Source organism: Mitsuaria sp. RG (assembly GCF_028369275.1).
In the GTDB taxonomy this organism is placed as follows: Bacteria; Pseudomonadota; Gammaproteobacteria; order Pseudomonadales; family Pseudomonadaceae; genus Aquipseudomonas; species Aquipseudomonas peradeniyensis.
In genome coordinates this window covers 24,521-49,679 of sequence record NZ_JAQMYQ010000004.1, presented here as the reverse complement: position 1 = coordinate 49,679, position 25,159 = coordinate 24,521, and the positions used below count along the sequence as shown (strand labels likewise).

The following is a 25,159-nucleotide window of genomic DNA, read 5'->3' as shown; positions in this document are numbered from 1 at the left end:
CCTGATCTTGCGTGACCCGCAGCCCCGGCCTATGCCGGGGCTGTTTCTTTCCGGCGCACGCTGGCCGCCGCCACCTCGATCTCCCCCGTCTCCGGTGCAAAGCTGTCGCTGCGTGCCATCCGCCACATCCGCGCATAGAACTCGCTGTCGATCGTGCCGCTGAGCAGCTCGCCCGGCTTGAGGAAGGTGTGCAGCTGCGAAAACAGGCCGATCTCGCTGGCGCTGATACGCCGCGCCAGGTGCTTGGGCTTGAGTTCAGAGGGATGGTCCAGGCCGGCGGCGGCAAGCATCTCGGCCAGGGCATGCAGGGTGTTGCGGTGGAAACTGGCGACCCGCTCGGCTTTCTCCGGCACCACCAGTGCGCGCTGGCGCAGCGGGTCCTGGGTCGCCACCCCGGTGGGGCACTTGTTGGTGTGGCAGCTCTGCGACTGGATGCAGCCGATGGCGAACATGAAGCCCCGCGCCGAGTTCACCCAGTCCGCGCCGATGGCCAGCACGCTGGCGATGTCGAAGGCGCTGACCAGTTTGCCCGCCGCACCGATGCGGATGCGCTCGCGCAGGTTCAGCCCCACCAGGGTGTTGTGCACGAACATCAGGCCCTCGCGCAGCGGCACGCCCATGTTGTCGGAGAACTCCCGGGGCGCCGCGCCAGTGCCGCCTTCCTTGCCGTCGACGACGATGAAGTCCGGGGTGATGCCGGTGGCCAGCATGGCCTTGGCGATGCCCATGAACTCCCACGGATGGCCCAGGCAGAACTTGAAACCCACCGGTTTGCCGCCGGACAGCTCGCGCAGGCGGGCGACGAACTGCAGCAGCTCCCGCGGTGTGCTGAAGGCACTGTGGGCGGCCGGCGAGATGCAGTCCTCGCCTTCGCGCACGCCCCGGGTGGCGGCGATCTCGGCGCTGACCTTGTGCCCCGGCAAAATCCCGCCATGGCCCGGCTTGGCGCCCTGGCTGAGCTTGATCTCGATCATCTTCACTTGTGGCGCGCGGGCCTGTTCGGCGAAGCGATCGGGGTCGAAGTGGCCGTCCTCGGTACGGCAGCCAAAATAGCCGCTGCCGATTTCCCAGATCAGGTCGCCGCCGTGTTCGCGGTGGTAGGGGCTGATGCTGCCCTCGCCGGTGTCATGGGCGAAGCGTCCCAGGCGCGCGCCCTTGTTCAGCGCGGCGATGGCGTTGGCGCTGAGGGCGCCGAAGCTCATGGCCGAGATATTGAAGATCGACGCCGAGTACGGCTGGCGGCACTGCGGGCCGCCGATGCGGATGCGGAACGAGGCCGGGTCGGCCATCGGCACCGGCAGCATCGAATGGCTGATGAACTCGAAGCCCGGCTTGTAGGCATCGTTGAGGGTGCCGAAGGCTTTCTCGGCGCTCTCGTTCTTGGCCCGGGCGTAGACCAGCGAACGCTGGGCGCGGGAGAACGGCAGCTTGTCGTCGTCGCCCTCGATCAGGTACTGGCGGATCTCCGGGCGGATGGTCTCGATCAGGTAGCGGATGTTGCCCAGTATCGGATAGTTGCGGCGCACGGCGTGGTGGCGTTGGCGCAGGTCGTTGAGGCCGACCAGGCTGAGCAGGGCGCTGATGACGGTGAAGGGCCAGAGCCAGGTGTGCGCAGGCAGGAACGGAGCGCTGGCGATCGTGAAGACCAGGCACAGGAACAGGCAGGCATAGCGGCTGGGGAGCGAGTCTTTCATGGGTCCATCGCAGGCGGGATGACCCGGCCTAGGATAGGCAAAGGCTGCGGGGGGAAAACCTGGGGTTTCGGTAAAAGACTGTTACTCGACGCGGAATTGCCTGGAGAGCACATGGCCAGGTTTGACTGTAGCCAGGGCCCCGGTCTCCAATCAGGTGAACTGGATGAAGAAGAAGCCGGCTTCATCGCCTTGCTTGCCGCGCCGTGCCTGCCTGTCGACATACAGGTAGCCGATACCGTCCGAGAACAATCCCACGTGCTGCCGGCTGGCGGCGGCCACATCACTGTCGAGCAGTTGCATCAGGAACAGGAAGCGCTGGGGTTCGTAGATCGGGTCCTGCAGCCAGCAAGGCCTGCCGACGGGCTTGCTCAGGTCGATACCGCTGTCCTCGTCCTCCAGTTCCTGTTCTTCTTCCTCATCGCTGAAGGGTTCGAACTGAATGTAGGCTCGGTCCAGCAGTAAGGCCGCGGCGGGCGGGGCGATCGACTGGTCGGCCAGCTCGTGCAGGATGACCCGGGCAAAACGATTGGCGCGCTTTTCGTCGAGCTCGCTCTGCTGATTGACAGTGTAGTGGCGCTGGGTGGACCGGTTGAAGGCGCCGTCTTGCTGACGCGCGGTGATGAACACCGTGATCGCCATGCCGGGTGGAATGAAGGTGACGGGCAGGAAGCGGTCGCTCAATGTCAGCAGCGGGGTCATCGGCTCATCAGTGTCCGGGCTTCGTGGCCATAGCGAGGCATCCTTGAGACGGGCGCCGCCGCCGATCTGGCCCAGACCGTGATCCTGGCCGGAAAGCACGATTTTTTGCGAGGTCATGGTCAATAGCATCCTTTGTGTCTTACGGGTTGTTCCACTTCAGATCGGCGTCTCCAGCGCCAGGACCTTCCAGCTCGCCTTGCGTTTACGCTCGATGAGCGCGGCCAGGGCCTTGGCGGTCGGAGCACCCTTGCCGGTGAACTTCACCGGTGCCAGGGTCAGCAGGGTGACCTTCTCACGTTCGGGAATCCGCTCGCCTTCACCATGCTTGTTCCAGGGCTTGTCCACTGCCAACAGCGCATCCACCGCGCAAGGCCAGTGCAGGTCGGCAAACTGTGGATCGTCACGCTGGAACAGCATGCCCTCGGCCACCGGGCCCTGCTCGAAGGTTCTGGCGGCGAGGCGTGCCAGCATTCCTACTGGAAAACACCAGGCGTCTGGCACCGGCAATCCGGCCTGGGGCAGTGCCCAGTCACCTGGCAGGCAGAGGAACAACTCGGTCATCGGGGCAACCTGGTACAGGCCGATGGTGAACAGCAGCTTGTGGTCGGTCTTGCCATCGATCAGGCTGACATGCAGCGTGCCGCGAGGGTCTTCACTGGGAGGGCAGAACGCGGTAGGCAGGACCCACCCAGCGGTATTGTGCACAAAGGTGACAATGGCCTGTCCGGCGCCTTCGGCATCGGCGTCCTCGACATCGTTGATGCTGCGTGCACCGTGTTCGAGCAGCAGATCGACCGTGCGCTGATGCCCCCATTCGCGCGCAGCGTCCAGTGCGCTGTCATTGGCGCGTCGGTGCAGGCGATTGACCTGTGCGCCTCGTGTCAGCAGCAGTGCAACGACCTCGTTGTGGCCCGACTGGGCCGCTGCGTATAGCGGTGGGCAGACGCTTAGTGGCAGGCCGTCGACCCAGGCACCGGCATCGAGCAGGCAAACGCAGGTTTCAAGGTGCCCTTCGCTGGCTGCCAGTTCAAGAGCACTGGCATGACCCTCGTCTACATACGGCTGGTTCGGCGCCAGGCCCAGCTCCAGGAGCAGGCCACAGCTCGCCGCCTGTCCGGCCCGAGCGGCCATGTGCAGCAGCCCCTCCTCGTCGGCCTCGCCATAGCGGGGCAGCACCAGAAGCTCGGGGTATTTCTGTGCGAACGCACGTAGCCGCTCCAGCTTGCCTTCTTCTACATCGTCGTAGAGGCGGTCGAGCTTGGTCTCATGCTTTTCGTAGAGTTGTTGCCAACCGATCATCAAATAGCGGTTCCCCGTCCGAGGGTCTGGTTCAGGTTAAGTAAGACCCTTGTCAGCCCCACGGAAATATCACTTGCGCGGGAGGGGGATCAAGGCGAACTGGAATGCTTCCGGGCAGTGCTGCTCGAGCCAGTTCTTTGCCCGTTCACTGACGAAATAGCCGCCGTGCACATCGGCCTTGAAGAAGTCGGCGTGCTCATCAGCACGGACTACCTCCAGGTAATGAGAGGGATCATTGCTCTTTACACTCTCGTCCATGCGCAAGGCGACCTTGCCAGCGACGTAGGCGCACCAGAACGCCGGCATGCGTGCTGCCAGTTGTGGGGCATGGGGGCGTGACTCGATGATCGATTCGGGCTCGCCATCCAGCTCCAGGTAGACGCTGATGTCCTTGGCCGCGTCCCATTGCTGCCAGTCGAGTTCGACAATATGGGTCTTTTCCAGATGCTCGAAGCGGCTGATGCCTTTCAGGCCAGAGTTCTCCAACGCCTTCTTTGTCGGCTCGGTCAGTACCAGCAGGCCAGAGCGGATGTAGGCGGGCGGTGTGTAGGGGCCGGTACGCTCGATGCTGTCAATGTCGGTGTCTTCGTCCCAGGCGATCATGCCGTAGGCTAGCACCTCACCCCAATCGCCCCAGGGTGCTTGTGCGTTGCTGACAAAATAGATGTTCATATCAGGCTTCACGGCTCTTGCTGTTCTGGTCGCAACGTCTTTCATAGAGCCATTGCCATGAGGGGGTCGCGCAACAGTTGTATTGCCCATGCGGCGCCCAGCGAGCAGATTGGCCGCCAAGGACTTAAACCTTGAGCAGCTCGGGATAGTCACTGAACCAATAGTCCAGGGCATCCTGATTGAGACCATGCTCACCGCGCCAGAAGTCCATCGGGTAGCTCCAGTCCGACGAGCGCGCGCTGCGTGGCGCCAGGCCGAGGTTGGTGTAGCGGTACAGCAGGCCTGGATGCTCCGGCGTCTGCAGTATTCCGCAGTGTCCCAGCAGGTCGAGGAACCCCCGGCCCTCTTCTTCGCTCATCTTGATACCGGGTAGTTTACGCAGCAGCTTGAGCAGGTCCTTGGGTTTGGTCACGGCAGGCACGTTACGGATCAGGTCCAGGATCGACACCATCAGCTCCAGGTTGCCCGGCTGTTCTTTCGGCCCGGCGTTATGCTCCTGCAACTGGAACGCAATATTGGAGGGGCTGCCGAAAAGCGCTGCGCCGATCAGAAAACGCACCCTGTTGAGGGCAATGAAGTTGACTTCGCGCTCCTTGAAGAAACTGCAGACCTGACAGTTCAGTTGGTCCTGCGCCGTGAAGGCGTGTTGCGGCAGGTGTGTCGCGCAAGCATAGGCCGACAGGGCCGCGCGCAGGTAGGCCTGGTTGCGCTCGACACCGGTGAGAAAGTTGGCGACCACCTCTTTCTTCACCACGGTCTCTCGCTCCTTGAACAGCCAGGTAAGCACCTGGTCATGGCTCATTCTGCGGGTCTCGGTCGCCAGGCCTGTGGCTACCAGCGCCGAGCTTGGTGGCTCGCTGGGATGCTGGGCCTTGAGGATCTTGCAAAGTTGTTCAGGAGTTGCATTCATGTTCATTTCCCGCAGGAGCTTTTGTTGGCCTTGGGGGGCAGGGCGCCACGGCTGTCGAGCACGGGCAGTTGCGTGACTTTGCTGACACCGCGTGCCTTCAGGAAGTCGTTGGCGAGCGCTATCCGCTCGAGGCCAGGGTCTTTTTTCGCCTTGGCGTCGGAGATGCCATAGATCTTGTTGCCTCGCACGTTCGGGTTCTTTCTGCCGAGCACTTCTCGCTCGCGGATCCCTGAGTCCTCGATGCCGCGTATCGTGTCGTAGTCGGTACCAATCGGTGTCACGCGGTTGATGCGGTCACCTTCCTTGAAGCGTGGGCCGTCTGCGCCCTTGGTTTCCATATGTCGGCGTACCACGCCTTCGAGCGTATCGTTGTCCGAGGCTCGCCCGTTGTAATACGGGTTGCCTTTCTCGTCGGAAAGGAAATAGCTCCAGTCCAACCCGTGCGGATCTATCCCGCCGACAGGGTTCGGCGCATAGCGGTACAGGTTGATGCCGCCTTCCAGGCCAATAGGGTCGGGCTGAGTGAAGCGGCCGCTCTGTGGGTCATAGTAGCGGAACAGGTTGTAGTGCAAGCCAGTCTCACGGTCCAGGTACTGACCTTGAAAGCGCAGGTTCTGCTGTTCGATGAAGTCCTCAGTCCTCCACTCGCGCAAGGTCATGCCCCAGGCGGAGCATTCGCCCTCCCAAGCCAGCGTGCCGTCACTGTCGGTCAGTTGCTCGGGCAGACCGTTGAGGGCGTTGTGGTAATGGAGAGTGCGTTGATGCGCACCTTGACCGTCGACACGTGCCAGGACTCTATAGCCCGGTTCATGGACATACAAAGTGAGGTGGCCGTTGCAGCGCTCTTGCAGCAATTTGAGACCGTCCCAGCCAAAGTCGGTGCTGCCCAGCAGATTGCCCTGATCGTCTTGCTCGGTCTTGCCGATGCGGCGCCCGAGAGGGTCATAGTGCAATTTGACGATGCGCTCGCGCCCGCCGCGTACAGAGCGCACCTGAACAAGGCGATGATGCTGGTCGTAGCTCATATGCTGTTCGCCATACAGCGTGCTGCGTTTTTCCGACAGGCGTCCGAAACCGTCATAGCGGTAGTGGCGATCTTCCAGTTGGAGCAACTGGTCATGGCGGGCGACTTGCCCAGCACCGGGCACACGGTTTGCCGCAGCGTCATAGAGGTATTGTTCGTTTTGGCCTGGCAACGGTCCCTGGTTGGCAAGCAGGCGATCCGTTGCGTCGTAATGCATCAGCAGCTGATGTTGATAATCGGGTTGCTGGCGCAGGTAGAGCACCAGATTGTCGCGATCATCGAAGTCGAAGCGCTGCTGCCAGGGCGCGGGCAGGTGTTCGTTGTGGTCGGCGCCCCAGCGCAGACGGGCGCTCGGCCGGCCACTGAGGTCATATTGGCTACGGGTAAGCAGCCGTCCCTGGGTTCGCGAGACCTCACGGTGCAGGCGATCGCGCTCGAAATCGCAGATCACCTGCCCGTCGATGTTGATCTGATGGAGGTGTCCCGAGCCATACACCAGGCGGTTCAGTTGGCGGCCATCGGGCAGCCGCGTCTGCAAGCGATTGTCCAGTGCGTCGTAGGTGTGCTCCAGCCTTCCGGCACTGTTGCTTTCGGCAGTGCGGCGTCCGCAGGCATCATGCTCGAACGCGACGCGTTGCACATTCCCCTGACGATCCTCGCTGATCACCTCCATCAACCGGTCCATCGGATCGAGACTGTAGGTAGTGCTGTCGTCCTCGGTAAGCAACGCAACCAGCCTGCCGGCGGCGTCACGCCGAAGGCAGTGATGGATCGGCGCCTCTCCGGCGCCCGGCGCCGGGATGAAGTCCATGGCGATGATCTGGCCCAGTCCATCGTACTGGTAGGCCTTGCGACTGCCATCCAGATTTTCATGCACGGCCAGGCGGTTCGCCTCATCCCAGGTGAAACGATAGGACTCACCGTTGCTGTTGGTCAGTGCCACCAGCCGTGTGCAACGGTCATAGGTAAAGAGTGTCGGACGGCCGAGGTTGTCCCGCTGCTCGATGAGCTGGCCATTCAGGTCATAGCGAAAATGCTCGGTGTTGCCGAGCGGATCGATGAAGCATTCGAGCAGACCCGAGGCGGTGTACCGGTACTGGACAATGCGCCCATCCGCCAGCTCCTGGCGTATCCGATGTCCCAAGGCATCGTGTTGGAAGTGGCTGGTCTGGCCGAGGGCGTTGGTCAGACTCTGCAAATGGCCGCGCCGGTCGTAGCGCAACCGTGTGGCGTAGCCTGAGCAGTCCACCTGCTCGATCAGCAGACCTTGTTCGTTCCAGCGCTGACGTTGGCGCTTGCCCGTGGCGTCGATGGTTTCCAGCGGTAGGCCATGTTCGTCATGGCGGTAGCGCGTCACCTCGCCCAAGGGGTCGGTTTCGCGAATACAGTTGCCGTGCTGGTCGTAGCGATAGGTCCAGGTTGCCCCGGCGGCATTGGTTTCACTGCGAGGCAACGCCCAATGCTCGAGCCACTGGGTCGATTCACTGCGTCCCAACGGATCGATGGTTTCGCACAGGTTGCCGGATTCGTCGTAGCTGAAGCGCCATTCACCGCCTTCAGGATCGGTAGCGGCAAGCAGTTGACGTTCATCGTTCCAGTGGAAGCGCCAGGTTTGGCCCAGCGCGTTGCTCGACTCGATGATCTGGAACTGCGCGTTCCAGCGCCGCACACTGGTGCGTAGCAGCGGGTCGGTGATGCAGGTGATGCCAGCCTCGATATCGTATTCGAAGTGATACTCGTCGCCGGCGTTGGTCCAGTGCCGGATCACCCGCCAGTCGTCCAGTTTCTGCCACTGGTAATGGCAAAGCAGGCCATTGGCTGTTTGATGGCCGACCATGCGCCGACCTTCGTCATACATGAATCGACGCTGCAATTGCCCCAGTGCATCGTGGACCTCGGCCAGATCGCCAGCGGCGTCGTAGCGATAGCTGGCGAGTGTTTCAGCATCGCCTTCGACGAACACCCGCTCGATGTGGCTGACCCGACGTGGCCAGGCGTCGCTGTAGTGCAGCTTGATCCGCACGCGGTCAAAGGTATCGCGCAGCCACGTCAGGCGCCCGAGATCGTCATAATCAAGGTGGATGCGGTTGTCGTTGCGATCCCCCAGTTTCGCCAGGCGCAGGTGGTTGGCGTCCTGCGGACTGGGTTCGAACAATCGATAGAGGCCGCTGCTGATGTCTTCGATCAGCAGCTCGCCATCGAGGGCGCGTCGCACGCTGATGCCTTCGCCAGCGCTGAAGACGGCGTCGCCGGGGGCGATCATGCCCATGTCGATGACGCGAGCTTGCTCGTCTGTATACAGCAAGCGGTCGTGCTCGACCCTCACAGACACTTCATAGGGGACGCTCCAGCCGGCACCGAACAGACCCTCGCGGCGTTCGTCGCGACTGTTGTAGTAGCGTTGCCAGTCCAGTGGGATTATGGCCTGGAGGGTGAAGTCGAGGTCGTGTTCGTCGCTCAGGATCTTCGCGCCAGTAGGCGCGTGGACAGGGTTTGGCGAGCCGACGATGGCCGAAGTCAGGGCGGCGGTTACCTGGCTGCTGGCAAAGCTGACCACGCCTCCGACGAGCATGCACCCAAACTTGCTATAAAACTTCCCCCCCCGCCCCCGCAACATCATCAACGCCGTAATCGCCAGGCCGATCCCCGGTGTCTTGCCGCTGCGGATCTCGCGCACCACGATCGGCCCGCCGCCGATGCGCACGTTGTCCGACACCAGTCCGCCATCGACGATCACCGCCTCGCAGGTGCTGCGATCGCCGCTGCGACAGGCCGGGTGGCCGTTGATCAGCACCTTGCTCGAACCCTCGGCCAGGTACTGCGGCGGCATCGGCGGGTGCTTGGTGCACAGCACCTTGTCGTCGGGGGCTTCCTGGGTGTTGGCCGCGGGGCTGGCGACGGTCGGCCGCCACATCTGCGAGAAGAAGCCCTTGGCCATGTCGAGGAAGGTCTCTTCCTGTTCCTCGGCCTGCGCGCCACCGCCCTCGCCACTGGCCGGGGCCGAGGGGGCGGTGACCACGCCGGCCGCGCGCGCGGCGCGCTTGCCGTTGGTCCTGGTGTTGGGCGAGCCACTGACGATGGTGGCCTGCACGGTCGGCGGGAACAGGGCGTTGCCGATGCCCTCGCATAATCGACTGAGCCCGGTGTCCGCGCCGGTCTTGGCCATGACCACGCCGACCACCAGGCCCACCACCGCGCCGAGCACGAAGCAGCCCAGGCCGCCGGTGACCACGGTAATGCCCAGTGCCGCGGCCACCGCGGCGGTGGCCAGGGCGCCGATGGCGACGTTGGCGGCCACTTCCAGCACGCCGCCGATGATGTCGGCCATCACCGAGGTGTGCAGCAGCGCATCGCCTTCGCGGGCGGCCCAGAGTGCGTCGGACATGGTGCGGTGTCAGCCCAGGTTGTCGAAGTCGAGGGACTGCTTGAGCGCCGCCCAGTGTGTTGCCTCGGCCTCGCCCAGGGGTGTGGGTTTGACATAGCTCAAGGCGAACATCTTGCGCGTGCCCGGCAGCACCAGCGCCAGCTGGTACTGGTAGACCTTCTCCTGGCCCTTGCTGAACTGGCTGCTCAGCTCGATCGCCTCGATCGGCTGCGCCGCGCCCACCTGGGTGGCGCGGGCCGGCTGGAACTGCAGGTCCTTGACCTGCTGCTGCAGGCGCTGCAACTGGCCGTCGAAGTTGCTCTGCAGGGTTTCGCCCTCTTCGAGCAGGCTGCGGCTGACGATCAGCGAGGTGCCCAGGGCCTCGAAGCGCAGGATGTTGATGCTGGTGTCGCGTACCTGCGCGTCGGGCAGGGCGAAGCGGAATTCGTTGAGGCGGTAACTCATGGTTCGGTCTCGTTACTTGCTGGCGGCGGGGAAGAGGGCCTTCACCGCGCCGTCGATGGCCGTTTTCACGCCCTGGTTGTTCGGGTCGGTCTGGGCGCCGCTGCCCACGTTCAGGTCCAGGGTGCCACCGGTGTTGATCTCGGCGTCGGCGTTGGCGTGGAAGCTGAACTGCTCGCAGCTGATGTTGATCTGCCCGCTGGCGTTGAGCTCGATCACGCTCTTGCCGCAGACCAGGCGCAGGTTCTCGCCGACTTCGATCAGGTAGCTGGTGCTGACGCTGTCGGTCTTGCTGGCGCCGACCAGCAGCATGTCGTCGCGGCGCACGGCGCGGATGCGGTCCTGGCCGATGGTGATGGTCTCGAGCATGCCGACGGTCTGGTTGCGGTTGATGCCCACCGACAGCGTCTCGCTCTGCTCGACCACGGTGTCCATGTTGCGCTCGGCGTGCACGTACAGCTGTTCGGCGCCCTTCTTGTCCTCCATGCGGATTTCATTGAAGTTGGCCGGGCTGCCGCCCTTGCTCGAGCGGCTCTTCATGCCGCTTTGCGTGGCGCTGCCGGGCAGGTCGTAGGGCACCGCCTGTTCGGCGTTGTACACCCGCCCGGTGATGATCGGCCGGTCGGGGTCGCCTTCGAGGAAGCTGACGATGACCTCCTGGCCGATCCGCGGCACCTGGATCGAGCCCCAGTTCTTGCCCGCCGTGGCTTGCGATACGCGGATCCAGCACGAGCTGTTCTCGTTGGACTGGTCGTGGCGGTCCCAGTGGAAGTGCACCTTGACCCGGCCGTACTGGTCGGTCCAGATCTCCTCGCCGGACGGGCCGACCACCACGGCGGTCTGCGGCCCCTTGACGATCGGCCGCAGGGTGCTGCCCACCGGGCGGTAGCTCTGCTGCGCGTCGATGCAGCTGAGGTTGCTCTCGAACTGCGCCGCGCCGCTGCCGCCACCGCTTTCCAGGCGCTCCTGGTGCACGTAGTAGCGGGCGGCGACGATCAGGTACTCGCGGTTCTGATCCTGGCGGCTGAAGTTGCTCAGGCTGAACAGGTGCCCACTGCCCAGGCCCCGGGCATTGCCGCGCAGCTCGACCCGCTCGTGCAGGCTCTGCAGCGACTCCAGGCGGGTGCGGGCGTAGTGCTCGCCGTCCTGGGTCTGCTCGTAGGCACCGGGGTAGTCGTACAGCGGGTAGTCGCCGGCCTGGTGCGGGCGCGGCATGGCCGAGCGCACGTCGATGCGCGCGCTGGGGCGCTGGAAGTCATAGTCGTTGAGCTCCAGGGAGCCCGGCTGGACTTCCTGGGCCAGGTGCCAGTCGTTGATATGGTCGCGCTCGCGGTGCTGGCCGTCCGGCGGGTAGTAGGGCACGGTCTCGTAGCCCGGCGCCTTCTGGTGCGCGCCGTAGGCGTCGGCCAGCACCAGCACGTGGCGTTCCTGCTCGTGGCGGAAGAAGTAGTAGATGCCTTCTTCTTCCATCAGGCGGCTGACGAAGTCGAAGCTGGTCTCGCGGTACTGCACGCAGTACTCGCGCTCGCGGTAGTTGCGGCTGAGCAGGTCCTCGAAATCCGAGAAGCCCAGGTCGCGAAACACCTGCTTGATGATCTGCGGCGCGCTCAGGTGCTGGAAGATCCGGCAGTCGCTGGTGCGCGTCAGCAGCCACAGCCACGGACGCAGGGTGACCCGGTAGGCGGCGAACTGACCCTGGTCCACCGACTGGCTGCAGCGGGCGACGATGCCGTGGAAGTGCCGCGAGCTGCCGACGCTCTGCTGCACGCTCAGGCTCATGGGCTTGCCCAGCAGCTGGTTGAGGTCGATGGCCGGGTCGTCGCTGGTCAGCTGCAGCTCGTAGTCGAACAGGCGGCCGAGCTCCTCGCTGCCGCCCATCTCGGCAAGGATCAGCTTGTCCGGCCCCAGGGGGCTGTTGATCTGCGCCAGGCGCGTGAACTGCTTGAACAGCATGGTCGGTCCTGTCAGTCGGCGGCGCCGAAGTCATAGTGCAGGTCGTTGTCGCGGCGGCTGATGCTGACGCTGGCCAGCGGCTTGCCCTCGAGCAGGCGGGTCAGGAACTCGCGGCTCATGTCCGGCAGCAGGCCGTTGGTGAGGATGGCGTCGATCATGCGGCCACCGCTTTCGGTCTCGGTGCAGCGCGAGACGATCAGTTCGACCACGCCGTCGTCGTAGGCGAAGCCGACTTTGTGGGTGCCTTCCACGCGCTTGCGGATGCGCTCCAGCTGCAGGCGGGTGATGGCCTTGAGCATGGCGTCGCTGAGCGGGTAGTAGGGGATGGTCACCAGGCGGCCGAGCAGCGCCGGCGGGAAGATCTCCAGCAGCGGCTTGCGCAGCGAGGTGGCCACGGCCTCAGGGTCGGGCAGGGCCTGCGGGTCCTTGCAGATGTTGGCGATCAGCTCGGTGCCGGCGTTGGTGGTGAGCAGGATCAGGGTGTTGCGAAAATCGATCTGGCGACCTTCGCCGTCTTCCATCACGCCCTTGTCGAACACCTGGAAGAAGATCTCGTGCACGTCGGGGTGGGCTTTCTCCACCTCGTCCAGCAGCACCACGCTATACGGGCGACGGCGCACCGCTTCGGTCAGCACACCGCCCTCGCCGTAGCCGACGTAGCCGGGTGGCGCGCCCTTGAGGGTGGAGACGGTGTGGGCTTCCTGGAACTCGCTCATGTTGATGGTGATCAGGTTCTGTTCGCCGCCGTACATGGCCTCGGCCAGGGCCAGCGCGGTCTCGGTCTTGCCCACCCCGGAGGTGCCGGCGAGCATGAACACGCCGATCGGCTTGTTCGGGTTGTCGAGGCCGGCGCGGGAGGTCTGGATGCGCTTGGCGATCATCTTCAGCGCGTGGTCCTGGCCGATGATGCGCTTGGCCAGGTGGCTGTCGAGGTTGAGCACGGTCTCGATCTCGTTGCGCGCCATGCGGCCCACCGGGATGCCGGTCCAGTCGGCGACCACCGAGGCCACCGCCTGGTAGTCCACGGTCGGCAGGATCAGCGGGCTTTCGCCTTGCAGCTGGCTCAGACGCTGCTGCAGGTCGACGAGTTTTTCGCGCAGTTCATGGCTGCCCTGCACGTCCACTTCCTGATCGACCACGCCGATCTGTTCACGTAGTTGCGCGCGGGTGGCCAGCAGCTCGTCGACCAGGGCTTTCTCTTCGGCCCAGCGGCTCTCGAGGGCGGCCAGGCGCTCGCGTTCCTCGGTCAGCAGGTTGTCGGCCTGGGCCTGGCGCTGCTCGGTCTTGACGCCGATGGCGGCTTCGCGGGCAATGATCTGCAGTTCCACCTCCAGCGCCTCGATGCGCCGACGGCTGTCGTCCACCTCGGCCGGCACCGCGTGCAGGCTGATGGCGACGCGGGCGCAGGCGGTGTCGAGCAGGCTCACCGACTTGTCCGGCAGCTGGCGCGCCGGAATATAGCGGTGCGACAGCTTCACGGCGGCTTCCAGCGCTTCGTCGAGGATCTGCACCTGGTGGTGCTTCTCCATGGTCGAGGCCACGCCGCGCATCATCAGCAGCGCCTTGGCCTCGCTCGGCTCGTCGACCTGGACCACCTGGAAGCGGCGGGTCAGGGCCGGGTCCTTCTCGATGTGCTTCTTGTACTCGGCCCAGGTGGTCGCGGCCACGGTGCGCAGGCTGCCACGGGCCAGGGCCGGCTTGAGCAGGTTGGCGGCGTCACCGGTGCCGGCCGCGCCGCCGGCGCCGACCAGGGTGTGGGCTTCGTCGATGAACAGGATGATCGGCTTGGGCGAGGCCTGCACGTCCTCGATCACCTGGCGCAGGCGCTGTTCGAACTCGCCCTTCATGCTGGCGCCGGCCTGCAGCAGGCCGACGTCCAGGCTGCGCAGTTCGACGTCCTTCAGTGCCGGCGGCACGTCGCCGGCGACGATGCGCAGGGCGAAGCCTTCGACCACGGCGGTCTTGCCGACGCCGGCCTCGCCGGTGAGGATCGGGTTGTTCTGGCGGCGGCGCATGAGGATGTCGACCAGCTGGCGGATCTCCTCGTCACGGCCGACGATGGGGTCGAGCTTGCCGCTGCGGGCCTGCTCGGTGAGGTCGACGGTGAAGCGCTTGAGCGCTTCCTGCTTGCCCATCGCCGCCGGGGCCACGGCGCCACTGGCCTCGCCCGGCGCGGCGGCGCTGAAGCCGTCGCTGGCGGCCAGGTTGTTTTCCGGCGAGTCGCCGACGTATTCGTCGAAGCGCTCGCTCAGGGCTTCGATCTTCAGCTTGGCGAACTCGCTGGACAGCCCCAGCAGCGCGTTGCGCAGGCTCGGGGTCTTGAGGATGCCGATCAGCAGGTAGCCGGTGCGCACCTGGCTTTCGCCGAACATCAGGCTGCCGTAGACCCAGCCGCGCTCGACGGCTTCTTCCACCTGGGAGGACAGGTCGGTGATCGAGGTCGAGCCCCGTGGCAGGCGGTCCAGGGCGTCGGTCAGGTCGCGGGCCAGGCGCGCCGGCTCGACGTTGAACTGGCGGATGATGCGGTGCAGGTCGCTGTCCTGCAGTTGCAACAGCTGGTGCAGCCAGTGCGCCAGCTCGACATAGGGGTTGCCCCGCAGCTTGCAGAACACCGTGGCCGCCTCGATGGCTTTGTAGGCGACGCTGTTGAGTTTGCCGAACAGCGCGGCGCGGCTGATTTCACCCATGGTCCTGACTCCTTGTGTGGGGCGCGGCGACTGGCTGGTCGGCGTAGTACCGGGCCAGCTTCAGGTCGCGTGCATCGTGCGAGGGGCGGCCGAGCCAGGTGTCGAACCCCAGGCGCTGACCGGCATTGAGTTGCAGCGCGGGCACCTGGCCCTGCGCGAGGATGAGGTTGAGGTCCCAGTCCAGTTCCTGGCCCAGGTACTCGGCGACCCAGGCCGCCAACTCGATAAACGCCTGCCCGCCGGGGAGCAGGGCGTGGTACTGGTCGAGGGTCAGCGGGCCCAGGCACAAGCGGAACTTGTGCTGGCGGTCCCAGACGTAACGGCCCAGGCACAGGTCCACTCCGAGGCGGTTGGCGCGCACGCCCAGTTGGCTGCGCTCGGGCAGCTCCAGCCACTGGCCGACGTATTCCTCGAGCTGCACCGGCACGCCGAAATAGCTCGACAGGATGCTGCACAGGCCGTCCGGGTAGCGGGTCTGCGCCGCCAGGTGGCCGGACCAGTGCAGCTTGGCGGTGTCGGCCAGCGGCCCCTGGCCTTGCAGTTCCGGCTGGCCGCGGCCACTGAGGGCGGCCAGGCGCGCGGCCCAGTAGTCGTCGCCGGGGCGGTCGTGGCTGACGGTCGGCCGGGCTTCGGCCCAGGCGCGGTAGAACAGGCTCAGCAGGCGATGGTGGAAGATGTCGAGGAAGCGCTTGCTGGTCGGGTCGGCGTGGTTGCGCTGGCGTTCGCGCATGTACTCGGTCAGGTGCAGCGGCAGTGGGCCGTTGGGGCCGCCGAGGCCGAAGAAGAACTGCTCCAGGCGCGCCGGCTGATCTTCGTTGGCCGTGACCGAGGCCAGCGTTGCCGGGGCGAAGCCGCAATCCAGGCGCTGGCCCAGGCGCACCGGCTCGTCGGCCAGGCGCAGCGAATGGCCGAAGCGCGGCAGCTCGGGATTTTCCGCCTCGAGGCGGCGCAACGCCTGGAAGAAGTCGTACTCCCAGGGCTCTGCCTGCATGGACTGAAGCGTGTTCACAGGGTCGGCCTGCGGCCGGGCTTGGCTTTCCAGCGCATGATCTCGCCACGTTCGCTGGTGCGCAGCACGGTTTCGGTGAAGCTGTTGATCGACACGTAGCGGGTCAGGAAACGCTCGAACACCGCGCCCAGGAGGAACACACCGGTGCCGCGGAAGGCGTTTTCGTCGAACGTCAGGGTGATCTCCAGGCCGCGGCCGAAGACGATCGGCCCAGGCATCGGCAGGCGCCGGGTGCAGGGCTTGCAACTGACCTCGCGCAGGCCGTCGATCTGCAGTTGCAGGGCACTGTCCTGCTGGTCGCCGTACAGGCGCAGCAGTTCGCGCAGGGCGGCGGCGCCCTGGCCCTGTTCGGCCAGGGACAGGTAGTTCAGCGACAGTTGGCTGATCAGGCGCCAGGCCCGGTTGTCGTGGGCATGGCTGGCCTTCGGTCGGCTGGGGCCGGCCAGGCAGCGCACGGCGGACACCGGCGCGCTGTCGGCCAGGCTGAAGTCGCTGCGCCCGTCGCCGACGTTCATGAACAGCGGCAGGTCGCGGTTGCTGCACAACGCGCTGATGCCCAGCTGGCGCAGGTCGTGGCGGTACGGCGCCTGGTGGCCGTCGACCAGGCTGACGAAGGTCTCGCTGCCCATGTAGCTGGAGCGCGTGCCGTTGCGCCGCTGCTCGCTGGACAGCACCCGTGGCTCGCGGCGGACGATGTAGTAGGCCTGGTCACGGCCGTAGCGCGACGGGTCGCGCACGGCGTAGAACGGCAGGAACGCCTGGTCCGGCCCGGTGCCGTGGCCGCTGACCTGCTGCAGCGAGTGGATCTCGAAGTCGGTAGGCCGGGTGCGGTCGGCGATCACATGGTGCTCGTGGACCCGGTCGGTCAGGTGGATGCGGTCGACCCGGCGCGGGAACAGGTTGATCGCCGGGGTGCAGAACGGCACGAACTGCGCGCTGCCCACGCTGCTTTCCAGCGCGGCGTCGAAGCGCTCGAACAGCACCAGCAGCTCCAGTTCCTGGCCATCGCAACGTTTGACCGCGCGCTCCAGCCCGGCGAAATCGACGAACAGGAAACGCTGCGGCAGGGCGAAGTACTCCTGCAACAGGCGATAGCCCTGGAACGCCTGGGGGACCACCGGCAACGCCGCTTCGCGGTCGTCGAAGCCGCACGGCAGCAAGGCCTGCTCGACCGGGATGCGCTCGACCCAGTCGGCCCCGGGCTGGCGCACGAACACCGCGCAGGCGCTGCCCAGCAGTTGCTCGTACAGGCGGAAGGGCGTTTCGTCGGCGCCGTTGAGATACAGCGGCAGGTGCGTCAGCGGCAGGCTGTTGAAGGGGATTTCCGCGCCGCTGCGCAAGGTCAGGCGCAGGCCGGCGCGGGCCTTCGGTTCGCTGGCGGCCAGGCGCCCGAGTACGGCGCCGGGGTTGCCGAAGTATTCGGCGCGGGCCACCTGCAACGGCCACAGGGTGACGTCCTGGGTGCTGCGGAATTCGCACGGCGTCTGCGAGTTACGGCCAAGGTTGGCGCGCAGCACGCTGTCGCGGGGTAGCTGGAAACCGGCGGCCAGCGAGCCCTCGTCGGGGTCGGTCTGCAGTTGCACCACGGTCATCGACGGGGTCGGTGCCAGGTAGTGCGGGTAGGCGATTTCCAGCAGGTTGTGGGTGAAGGTCGGGTACTCGGCGTCGAGTTTCAGCTGCACCCGCGCGGTGAGGTAGGCGAAGCCTTCCAGCAGGCGCTCGACATAGGGATCGGCGCATTCGATCCCGGACAGCGTCAGGCGCCCGGCGATCTTCGGGTATTCCTTGGCGAACTCGGCGGCACCCTCGCGGATGTGCTGCAGTTCCTGGTTGTACAGTTCGAGCAGGCGCGGGTTCATGCGCGTCTCCGGCGGTCGGCGGGGGCCACGCGCACGTGCCCGGACTCCAGGTCGACGTCGGTCTGCAACAGCAGCGGCAGGGCCGCCGGCTGGGCCCACAGGTCGCCTTCGATCTCGAAGCTCAGGGCGTTGGCGTTCATCTCGCCGGGCGCGGCCTGGGCGCGCACCTTCAGGGTATGGGCGAGGATACGCGGCTCGTAGGTGGCGATGGCCTGGTGGATGATGCGTTCGAGCGCGTTGAGGTCGATGTTCGACGCGCTGTTGCCGGCCAGGGCCGGCAGGCCGTAGTTGATCACCGAGGCGCCGGCCGGGGAATTCAGCGTGGCGCCGGTGTCGAGCAGCGAGGTGGTGTTGAGCAGCCAGGCCAGGTCGCGCAGCACCGAGGCCTTGAGCTGCTGCAGGCTGAGCACGCGCTTGTCGGGGGCTTCCTGCGGGTTGCCCGGGTCGTCGTCGGTCAGGCGATCCAGCAGCGAGGGCTGCAGGCGGTCGCGGGTGGCGATCTCGGCTACCACTGGAACATCCCTGTGAACATTTTCTGGTCTTCGAAACCGGTGTCGCAGGACGCGCTCGGCGCCGGCGTCGAGGCTTCCAGGCCGGCCGGGGTCAGGCGCACGGCGCGCGAGGTCTTCAGGCATTCGCCCTTGAGCGTCGGGTGTGGTTGTACATGGGTCACCAGCACGATCGGCACACCGTCGAACTGCTCGACCCGGGCCTTGCCGGCGCGATCGGGGCTCAGGCCGCAGGGCCATGGCATGTCCAGCGCCAGACGCTGTTCGCCACGATCGAGCACGCACTGGCCGGCGTTCTCGGTCAGCTTCACGGTCTGCCCGCCCAGGTTCGCCTGGTTCAGCAGTTCGGCGTCGGCGCAGGCGCTCAGGGCCAGCAGCAGGGCGCCGGCCAAGGCCACGCGCTTCATGCCAGCTCCCAGAACCAGACCTGTTTCGACTGGTAGTTCTGATCGGAGAAGCCCTTGGTCAGGCCGCGGTTCCACAGGTCGATATGGTCGCCCGTGCGGTTTTCCTGGCTTTGCCCGGTGCGGGCGAAGCAGTCCTTGTAGAAGATGATCCCGGTCTTGGCCTTGAGCTTGTCGCGCTCCTGGGCGCTGCCGCCGATGCGCTGCGGGCGTCCCAGTTGGCGCTCCAGCCAGTTGGCCAGGGATTCGGCGCCACGGGCATGGCCATGGGCGCACTTGGGTTCGGTATAGGTCGATTTGTTGACCTTGAGGCTCATCTCGCCGTTGAGCGCGATGCTCATGCGGATGGCGCACTGGTTGTCCCACGGACCATCGCAGGGCGAGGACACTTTCGGATAGGCATTCCACAGGTTGATGAAAGAAGGCTTGGCCATGATGTTCACCGTGGGCGGGTGAGGCGTGGGGAAGGGCGCCCGCGCCGCCTGGGGCGGCGCGGGCGCGGTCGGTCAGATCTTGACGTTGGAGCGGATGTTCCAGCCGTACTTGATCGGGCCGCCTTCCTTGGTGCCGTCGGCCTTCTGCGGCTGGTAGTCGACGGTGACCTTGGCGAAGTTCAGGGTCACGTTCTCGGTCAGGCGGTCGTCGCTGCCCGAGCCACCGGTGCTCAGCGAGCTGATGATCACCTCTTCGAGGTTGATGATCAGGTACTCGACCTGGCTTTCACCACCGGCCTTGCGCACGGTCAGCTTGACCTTGTCGATGTGCTTGCCGCTGGAGCAGTGGGCCATCAGGTTGGGGCTGGATTTATCGATGTACTTGGTGATCGACAGGTCCTGGATGTTGACCTTGCCCGAGCCGCCACCGCTGCCCAGGTGCATGTTGCCGGACTGGGACATGCCCCAGCTCCAGTTGAGCACGTCGATTTCGTCCTTGTGGGCCTTGTCGTGGGACTCGCCCTTGATGTCGCCGATCTTGATGAAAATATCTACAGCCATGATGTCCTCGGAATTTCCAGTCGGTTGGCGGTGCTATTGGGGCTGCTGTGCAGCCCATCGCGGGACAAGCCCGCTCCTACAGGATTTGTGCAGCCTTTGTAGGAGCGGGCTTGTCCCGCGATGGGGCGCGCAGCGGCCCCGTTCAGGCTTAGGCCCCTTTGGCCGAAGGCAGCTTCGACACCAGGCGCAGCGACACGGTCAGCCCTTCGAGCTGGTAGTGCGGGCGCAGGTAGAAGCGCGAGTTGTAGTAACCCGGGTTGCCTTCGACTTCCTCGACCACCACTTCGGCGGCCGCCAGCGGGTGCTGGGCCTTGGTGGTCTCGGTGGAGTGCGCCGGGTCGCCGTCGACGTAGTTGAGGATCCAGTCCTGCAGCCAGCGCTGCATCTCGTCCTTTTCCTTGAACGAGCCGATCTTGTCGCGAACGATGCACTTCAGGTAATGGGCGAAGCGGCAGGTGGCGAACAGGTACGGCAGGCGCGCGGCCAGGTTGGCGTTGGCGGTGGCGTCCGGGTCGTCGTATTCGGCCGGCTTCTGCAGCGACTGGGCGCCGATGAAGGCGGCGAAGTCGGTGTTTTTCTTGTGCAGCAGCGGCATGAAGCCGTTCTTCGCCAGCTCCGCCTCGCGGCGGTCGGAGATGGCGATCTCGGTCGGGCACTTCATGTCCACGCCACCGTCGTCGGTGGGGAAGGTGTGCGCCGGCAAGCCTTCGACTTCGCCGCCGGATTCCACGCCGCGGATACGCGAGCACCAGCCGTAGTGCTTGAACGAACGGTTGATGTTCACCGCCATGGCGTAGGCGGCGTTGGCCCAGGTGTACTTGCTGCTGTCGGCGCCGTCGGTGTCTTCTTCGAAGGCGAAGGCCTCCACCGGGTCGGTCTTGGCGCCGTAGGGCAGGCGCGCCAGGAAGCGCGGCATGGTCAGGCCGATGTAGCGCGAGTCTTCCGATTCGCGCAGCGAGCGCCAGCCGGCGTATTCCGGGGTGGTGAAGATCTTGGTCAGGTCGCGCGGGTTGGACAGCTCCTGCCACGAGCCCATGCCCATCACCGTCGGCGAGGCGGCGGAGATGAACGGCGCGTGCATCGAGGCGCAGACCTTGGACACTTCGCCCAGCAGCTCGACGTCGGGTGGCGACTGGTCGAAGTAGTAGTCGCCCACCAGGCAGCCGTAGGGCTCGCCACCGAACTGGCCGTATTCCTCTTCGTAGAGCTTCTTGAACACCGGGCTCTGGTCCCAGGCGGTGCCCTTGAACTTCTTCAGGGTCTTGTGCAGGTCGTTCTTCGAGATGTTGAGCACGCGGATCTTCAGCTGCTCGTCGCTCTCGGTGTTGTTGACCAGGTAGTGCAGGCCGCGCCAGGCGCTTTCCAGTTTCTGGAAGTCATCGTGGTGGATGATCTGGTTGACCTGGGCGGTGAGCTTGGCGTCGATGGCGGCAATGATCTGCTCGATCGAGCCGATGGCATCGTTGGACACCAGGCTGGTCTGCGCCAGGGCCTGCTCCGCGAGGGTGCGCACGGCGCTCTCGACGGCTTCCTTGGCCCGCTCGGTCTTGGGCTTGAATTCCTGCAGCAGGAGACTGGCGAACTCGCTCGGGTCCTGGGTGGCCGCCTGCGGGGCCTGGCTGTCGCGCAACGGATCGTTCATGGTCGGTCTCCTCAGGCCTTCGGCTCGGTGTCGGCAGGTTTCGGCGCGCTGGCCAGGGCCTGGAGCAGGGCCGGGTCCTTGATGGCCTTGAGGATGATGTCCTCGGCGCCGGTCTTGCCGTCCATGTAGGTCAGCAGGTTGGCCAGCTGGGTGCGGGCCTCGAGCAGCTGGTTCAGGGCATCGACCTTGCGCGCCACGGCGGCGGGGCTGAAGTCGTCCATGCTCTCGAAGGTGATGTCCAGGCTCAGGTTGCCTTCACCGGTCAGCTCGTTGGGCACGTTGAACGCCACGCGGGGCTTCATGGCCTTCAGGCGCGAGTCGAAGTTGTCGACGTCGATCTCCAGGAACTTGCGGTCGGCCACGGCCGGCAGTGGCTCGGCGGGCTTGCCGGCGAGGTCCGAGAGCACGCCCATGACGAAGGGCAGCTGGACCTTCTTCTCGGCGCCGTACAGCTCGACGTCGTATTCGATCTGCACTCGCGGCGCACGGTTGCGCGCGATGAATTTCTGGGAGCTGTCTTTCGCCACGTTGTTCCTCCTGGTCGCCGGTACGGCGGCTCTGTTTGTTGCGGGCGTCGGTGTTTAGGCGGCCGGAACGACGTCAGTCGTGTTCCGGGCCACGCAGGTTCTCGAATTGCGACATGCCATCGGGGATCAGGTCGCGGACGATGGTCGCGAAGTCGGCGTCGACCAGCTTCTTCGCCCGGCGCAGCAGCACCGGCAGCGGGCTGGAGGGCTCGTGGCGGGCGTAGTACTGGAGCACACGCTCGAGGCTCTGCAGCACGTCATCGCGGCTGTTCACCTCGCCGGGGCGCGCCGCGACAGCCGCGGCACGTGGCGCGGCGACGGCGGGCTGCGGGTCGTCATTGGCGCCGGGCGCCGTCACTTCGTCCATGCTCGCGCTGACCGGCGCCGAGCCTTCCGGGCTGTAGTCGGTCAGCACCTGCTGGACCTGGCGCAGCGGCTGGCGCAGGGCGGACAGGTCAACGCCGCTGGCCGAACCGACCTGGTCGTTGACCCGGCCCTCGATGGTGTCCAGGGCTTCGCGGGCCAGCTGCAGGGCCTGGCGACATTGCGCGAGCTGCTCGGGGTCGGCGTCGCGCAGGGCGGCGGCCAGTTCCTCGGCGCTCAACTGCTCGCTGGCGAAGTGCTGCACGCCCGCCGCATGCAGGGCGGCACGCAGGGTGACCGGGCCGAAGGTGCGCGAACGCACCAGCACGGCGTCGCGCAGCAGGGCGATGTTGGTGTCGCAGGTGAGTCCGGCCAGGGCGTTGACGCGCACGGTAGGGTCGTTGTCGTCGGCGGCGTCCAGCTGCGGGTGCAGGTGCAGCCAGTATTCGCCCAGCAGATCGCGGATCAGTTCGAGGCTCGCGGCCAGGCCCGGCAGGCCGTGCAGGGCCAGGTTGGCCTGGACCAGAAAGTGGGTGATGCGCAGATCCTTGCTGCGTTGCAGCAGGCCTGTGCAGGACTGTTCGATGGCGCGCCACTGCGGCGGTTCGGCCGGCTGCACGGCGTCGCCCATCACACGCTCGGGGCGGCCCTGGGCATCACGTTCCAGTTGCAGGAAATCGGCATCGTATTCGAGGTCGTCGCCGCACGGAAAGTCTGCGGAAACAGCGGCGAGCAGCTGCGGTGAGTTCACCAGAAATCGATCTCCATATCGGCCCTTGGTGAGGGCGTCGTTTGCGCCAAGTTGCAAATGTGAAATGGCGCACAAACTTGTCAAAGAATGCGAAGTTGATATCACCGTGATATCACTTTGGCACTCTTAAGTTGCGCATTTATGGTTTATTTCCAAATTGCTGTCAAGGTAAGCTACGCGCCGCGAAGGGCGACTGTGAACCAGTTGGCAGGTATTCGTGTCCATTGGTCAGGTGCCATCAAAGTGCCTTGCCGATAGGGTTTAATACGACCTTTCCGGGAAGCGAATTTCGGTGTGAGGCCCAGTATTTACAAGGGTTTAACCGGAAAGCGGGGTCGGGCTCGCGAATCCACTCAAATGGATGTGTGAGTGTTTCATATATATGCAAGGAGGCGTGATGGCACTTTGCCTGACCATTACCAGTTATCACAAGATCACCCCTGGGCAATGCCCGGAGAAGTTGCTGGAAAACGGTGCCATCAGCGTAGGTCGTGCGGCGGATAATGACTGGGTACTTCCCGATCCGGAACGCCTTGTTTCTTCGAAACATTGTGTGATCCAGTTCAAGGATGGCCGCTATTACTTGACCGATAACAGCACCAACGGCGTGGAACTGGTGCATGCCGGTATTCGCCTGCGTCGCGGTAACAGCGAGCCGCTGATGGATGGCGAAGTTATTCGAATTGGCGATTACGAAATCCAGGCGCGCATCGACGCAGGCCTGTCGATTCCGCTCGCCGGGCAGCCGCAAGCCCACAGTTTCGAAGCCCTGATGGCCAACCAGGTGGCCGCCCCGAGCGCGCCCATCGTCGGCGCGCCGGCCGCATTCCTGCAGGGGGCGTCGAGCCACGATACCCTGCCGGACCTGTTCGACTTTCTTGGCCCATCCACTGTGCCTCCGGTCAGCCAGCCGGATCATGTCCCCGCCCAGCAGCATGACTTCCGTCCGCCCACGCCAGTGGCGCCGCCGCCTGCGCCAGTGCCGGCCGCCATGCCCGCCGCGCCGGGCATGATCCCCGATGACTGGAACCTGCTCGACGAAACGCCGGTCGTTGCTCTCCAGCCTGCGCCTGTCATCGCGCCGCCCCTGCCAGAGCCGGAAGCGCCGGTGGCACCGGTCGTCACGCCTATGCCGGCGCCCACCGCCGTGTCGGCACCTGCGCCCGACCCGGTTGGCGCCGGCGATGCCTTGCTGCAGGCCTTCCTGCGTGGCGCGGGCATCGAGCACCTGCGCATCGACGCGGCCGATGCCGCCGCGCAGATGGAGGCGGTCGGGCGCAGCTACCGCCTGATGGTCGAGGGTCTGATCGACGTGCTGCGCGCGCGCAGCAGCCTGAAGGGCGAGTTCCGCATGCAGCAGACCACCATCGCCCCGGTGCGCAATAACCCGCTGAAGTTCGCCCCCAACGCCGACGAAGCGCTGCTGTTGCTGCTGCGCGAGGGCAACCAGGCGTTCATGGCCCCGGACCAGGCGGTGCGCGACAGTTTCGACGACCTGCGCGCCCACCAGCTGGCGGTGATGGCGGGTGTCGAGGCGGCCATCAAGCACCTGCTCGAGCGCTTCGAGCCGGCCCGCCTGGAGCAGCGCCTGGCGCCCGCCGCCGGGCTGGCCAAGCTGTTCGGCGGTTCGCGCCAGGCCCACTGCTGGCAGCAGTTCACCGAGCTCTACAGCCAGATTTCCCGGGAAGCCGAAGACGACTTCCAGGACCTGTTCGGTCGCGAGTTCAGTCGCGCCTACGAGGCCCATAGCCAACGCATTCAACGCTCCTGAGGCTAACGCCTGGAGCACAGGAAGAACACAGGACGTCATGAGGACGAGGATGAGTGCAACGAGACTGATCGCAGCCCTGGCCATGGTGCTGCTCAGTGCCTGCAGCAAGGACAGCCCGGTCGAGCCCGCCGTTACCGACGCGGCGCCGGCGGCCACGGGTATCACCCTGTACTTCAGTGCCGCGGCCGGGCTCAACCCGGGCGCTGGTGGCACGCCCGCGCCGGTGCGGGTACGCATCTACGAGTTGAAGAACAGCGCCGCCTTCGCCCGCGCCGACTATTTCGCCCTGGCCGAGCGTGCCCAGGCCACCCTGGCCGCCGACCTGATCGACCAGGACGAGGTCCTGCTCCAGCCCGGCGAGCAACTGCGCCTTGAGCGTCCGCTCGACCCGGCCACGCGCCAGGTCGGCCTGGTGGTCGGCTACCGCGAGGTCGACCAGGCCCAGTGGCGCAGCGTGCTGCCGGTGCCGCCTCGTGACTATCAGATCAGCCTCGATGTGCGCGCCGTGCGCAGCGCCGTGGCCACCCCACAACCTGAGCCTGCCCGCTAGGCAATCGGAGAACCC

Annotated in this window: 20 protein-coding genes; 2 read left to right on the top strand and 18 right to left on the bottom strand. The window is 65.5% G+C overall.

The window, feature by feature from the left end:
• Positions 1 to 29: 29 nt before the first annotated feature.
• The 18 genes from POF53_RS03675 to tssA all read right to left on the bottom strand — a co-directional run bounded on the left by POF53_RS03675 (position 30) and on the right by tssA (position 22,823).
• A complete protein-coding gene (locus POF53_RS03675) occupies positions 30 to 1,694 on the bottom strand; it encodes an FMN-binding glutamate synthase family protein (RefSeq protein WP_232854840.1) in 1,665 nt (554 codons plus the stop codon).
• A gap of 150 nt (positions 1,695 to 1,844) precedes the next feature.
• Complete coding sequence (locus POF53_RS03670; RefSeq protein ID WP_050703356.1) at positions 1,845 to 2,510, bottom strand: hypothetical protein; 666 nt, start codon at positions 2,508 to 2,510, stop codon at positions 1,845 to 1,847.
• A 39-nt stretch (positions 2,511 to 2,549) separates the two neighbouring features.
• Entirely contained in the window at positions 2,550 to 3,692 is a 1,143-nt protein-coding gene (locus POF53_RS03665; RefSeq protein WP_203648746.1) for an ankyrin repeat domain-containing protein, read from the bottom strand.
• 69 nt (positions 3,693 to 3,761) lie between these two features.
• The gene (locus POF53_RS03660; RefSeq protein ID WP_203648744.1) at positions 3,762 to 4,364 is read right to left on the bottom strand and encodes a hypothetical protein; all 603 of its coding nucleotides are present in this window, start codon (positions 4,362 to 4,364) and stop codon (positions 3,762 to 3,764) included.
• Positions 4,365 to 4,488: 124 nt separating this feature from the next.
• Positions 4,489 to 5,274 carry a hypothetical protein gene (locus tag POF53_RS03655; protein WP_203648742.1) on the bottom strand — a complete coding sequence of 262 codons (786 nt, stop codon included), beginning with the start codon at positions 5,272 to 5,274 and terminating at the stop codon, positions 4,489 to 4,491.
• A 2-nt stretch (positions 5,275 to 5,276) separates the two neighbouring features.
• On the bottom strand, positions 5,277 to 9,683 hold the full coding sequence (locus POF53_RS03650) for an RHS repeat-associated core domain-containing protein (protein WP_498966421.1): 4,407 nt from the start codon (positions 9,681 to 9,683) through the stop codon (positions 5,277 to 5,279).
• 9 nt (positions 9,684 to 9,692) lie between these two features.
• A complete protein-coding gene (locus POF53_RS03645; protein ID WP_498966419.1) occupies positions 9,693 to 10,127 on the bottom strand; it encodes a DcrB-related protein in 435 nt (144 codons plus the stop codon).
• Positions 10,128 to 10,139: 12 nt separating this feature from the next.
• A complete protein-coding gene (locus tag POF53_RS03640; protein ID WP_498966417.1) occupies positions 10,140 to 12,077 on the bottom strand; it encodes a type VI secretion system Vgr family protein in 1,938 nt (645 codons plus the stop codon).
• An 11-nt stretch (positions 12,078 to 12,088) separates the two neighbouring features.
• Positions 12,089 to 14,764 (bottom strand): type VI secretion system ATPase TssH, encoded by a 2,676-nt coding sequence (gene tssH / locus POF53_RS03635; protein WP_498966415.1) that lies wholly within the window; start codon positions 14,762 to 14,764, stop codon positions 12,089 to 12,091.
• The gene (tssG, locus tag POF53_RS03630) at positions 14,757 to 15,773 is read right to left on the bottom strand and encodes a type VI secretion system baseplate subunit TssG (protein WP_498966413.1); all 1,017 of its coding nucleotides are present in this window, start codon (positions 15,771 to 15,773) and stop codon (positions 14,757 to 14,759) included. Before tssG ends, tssH begins: the two co-directional genes overlap by 8 nt.
• A complete protein-coding gene (gene tssF / locus POF53_RS03625) occupies positions 15,770 to 17,632 on the bottom strand; it encodes a type VI secretion system baseplate subunit TssF (RefSeq protein ID WP_234561217.1) in 1,863 nt (620 codons plus the stop codon). The genes tssG and tssF overlap by 4 nt, the downstream gene beginning before the upstream one ends.
• Positions 17,629 to 18,144 (bottom strand): type VI secretion system baseplate subunit TssE, encoded by a 516-nt coding sequence (gene tssE, locus POF53_RS03620; RefSeq protein WP_038707176.1) that lies wholly within the window; start codon positions 18,142 to 18,144, stop codon positions 17,629 to 17,631. Before tssE ends, tssF begins: the two co-directional genes overlap by 4 nt.
• The gene (locus POF53_RS03615) at positions 18,138 to 18,548 is read right to left on the bottom strand and encodes a hypothetical protein (protein WP_498966410.1); all 411 of its coding nucleotides are present in this window, start codon (positions 18,546 to 18,548) and stop codon (positions 18,138 to 18,140) included. The genes tssE and POF53_RS03615 overlap by 7 nt, the downstream gene beginning before the upstream one ends.
• The gene (locus tag POF53_RS03610) at positions 18,545 to 18,979 is read right to left on the bottom strand and encodes a type VI secretion system amidase effector protein Tae4 (protein ID WP_280080608.1); all 435 of its coding nucleotides are present in this window, start codon (positions 18,977 to 18,979) and stop codon (positions 18,545 to 18,547) included. The genes POF53_RS03615 and POF53_RS03610 overlap by 4 nt, the downstream gene beginning before the upstream one ends.
• Before the next feature lie 72 nt (positions 18,980 to 19,051).
• Positions 19,052 to 19,540 (bottom strand): Hcp family type VI secretion system effector, encoded by a 489-nt coding sequence (locus POF53_RS03605; protein WP_023632508.1) that lies wholly within the window; start codon positions 19,538 to 19,540, stop codon positions 19,052 to 19,054.
• 148 nt (positions 19,541 to 19,688) lie between these two features.
• A complete protein-coding gene (gene tssC, locus POF53_RS03600; protein WP_046857484.1) occupies positions 19,689 to 21,182 on the bottom strand; it encodes a type VI secretion system contractile sheath large subunit in 1,494 nt (497 codons plus the stop codon).
• 11 nt (positions 21,183 to 21,193) lie between these two features.
• A complete protein-coding gene (gene tssB, locus POF53_RS03595) occupies positions 21,194 to 21,709 on the bottom strand; it encodes a type VI secretion system contractile sheath small subunit (protein ID WP_023632506.1) in 516 nt (171 codons plus the stop codon).
• A 73-nt stretch (positions 21,710 to 21,782) separates the two neighbouring features.
• On the bottom strand, positions 21,783 to 22,823 hold the full coding sequence (tssA, locus tag POF53_RS03590; protein ID WP_232854850.1) for a type VI secretion system protein TssA: 1,041 nt from the start codon (positions 22,821 to 22,823) through the stop codon (positions 21,783 to 21,785).
• A gap of 397 nt (positions 22,824 to 23,220) precedes the next feature.
• Here tssA and tagH point away from each other — a divergent pair, with 397 nt between their 5' ends.
• A complete protein-coding gene (gene tagH / locus POF53_RS03585; protein WP_498966405.1) occupies positions 23,221 to 24,594 on the top strand; it encodes a type VI secretion system-associated FHA domain protein TagH in 1,374 nt (457 codons plus the stop codon).
• Positions 24,595 to 24,643: 49 nt separating this feature from the next.
• Entirely contained in the window at positions 24,644 to 25,144 is a 501-nt protein-coding gene (gene tssJ, locus POF53_RS03580; RefSeq protein WP_186712079.1) for a type VI secretion system lipoprotein TssJ, read from the top strand.
• The last annotated feature ends 15 nt before the right edge of the window (positions 25,145 to 25,159 follow it).